Consider the following 1,243-nt stretch of genomic DNA (forward strand, 5'->3'; position numbering starts at 1 on the left):
TGATCTGCTCCAGTTAGACTGGACACCGCATTAAGCGACATATTGTTTTTCAAAGTTAACTGGGCTTAGATACCCAAGAGCACTGTGCCTTCTTGTTCGATTATAATCAACTTCGATATATTCAAAAAGTGCTTGGCGCATCTCTTCTCGCGTCATTATCGGCTCGTATTGGACGGCTTCTACTTTCATTGAATGGAAAAAGCTTTCAACACAGGCGTTATCCCAGCAATTTCCCTTCCTACTCATACTTTGTTTTAAATTATGGGCTGAGATTAAGTATCTGTAGTCTTTTGAACAATATTGACTACCTCTATCACTATGGATAATCACCCCTTCGGGCATGCCTCTACGGAACAATGCCATTGATAGCGCATCACAGACCAGAGTCGCGGTCATTCTGGTGCTCATTGACCAACCAACGACTTGCCGTGAGTACAAGTCGATAACAACCGCTAAATACATCCAACCTTCGCTTGTCGCTAGATAGGTAATATCTCCAGCCCATTTTTGGTTCGGTGCTGTTGCATTAAAATCTTGCTCAAGCAAGTTCGGGGCAACAGGAAGCCTATGCTTGCTGTCTGTCGTACATTTGAACTTACGGGCGGCCTTCGCGACTAAGCTCTGGCGCTTCATGCTCGCGGCAATGGTTTTTACATCGTGCTTATTACCATTTGCCTCTAGTTCTTTTTGAATACGCCTTGCACCGTCGCGTTCCTTTTTATCATCAAAGACTTCTCGAACTTTGATATCAAGCTGCTTTCGGTGCTCGTTGCGTTGAGTGACTTTATGGCGATTATCAATCCAATAATAAAACCCACTTCGAGAAACCTCAAACACCTTAGCCATACGGACAATCCTATATTGCATCAGGTGTTCGAGCATAAACTCATAGCAATCTACTTTAGATTTTTCGCGAAGTAGGTGGCGGCCTTTTTTACGATATCTAGCTCTTCAGCTTGCTCAGCCAATAACCGTTTGAGTTTGGCATTTTCAGTGGCGAGCTCCCTTTCTCGATCGCTGATTTTCGCATCTTTTTTGACGGCTTTACGCCACCCATAAATTTGAGATTCATACAACGATAGCTGTCGTGCGGCAGCAGCGACACCGACTTTCTCTGCTAACTTAAGTGCTTCGGCTTTAAATTCAGGAGCATGTTTGATTCGTGTTTTCTTAGTTGTCATTGTTCACCTCGTTAGTGATTGTACTCACTTAACTCAGTGTCCAAAACTTATGGTGCGGATCA

Annotated in this window: 1 protein-coding gene; it reads right to left on the reverse strand. The window is 43.8% G+C overall.

The features are described 5' to 3' along the window. Window positions 1-30 precede the first annotated feature (30 nt). A protein-coding gene (locus AB6D58_RS24475) for an IS3 family transposase (RefSeq protein WP_104216061.1) occupies window positions 31-1,181 on the reverse strand; the annotation gives its coding sequence in 2 pieces (ribosomal slippage) (window positions 31-938 and window positions 938-1,181; 1,152 coding nt in all). Window positions 1,182-1,243: the final 62 nt, after the last annotated feature.

This window comes from Vibrio sp. 10N.239.312.D08, from assembly GCF_041466145.1.
GTDB lineage: Bacteria > Pseudomonadota > Gammaproteobacteria > Enterobacterales > Vibrionaceae > Vibrio > Vibrio crassostreae_C.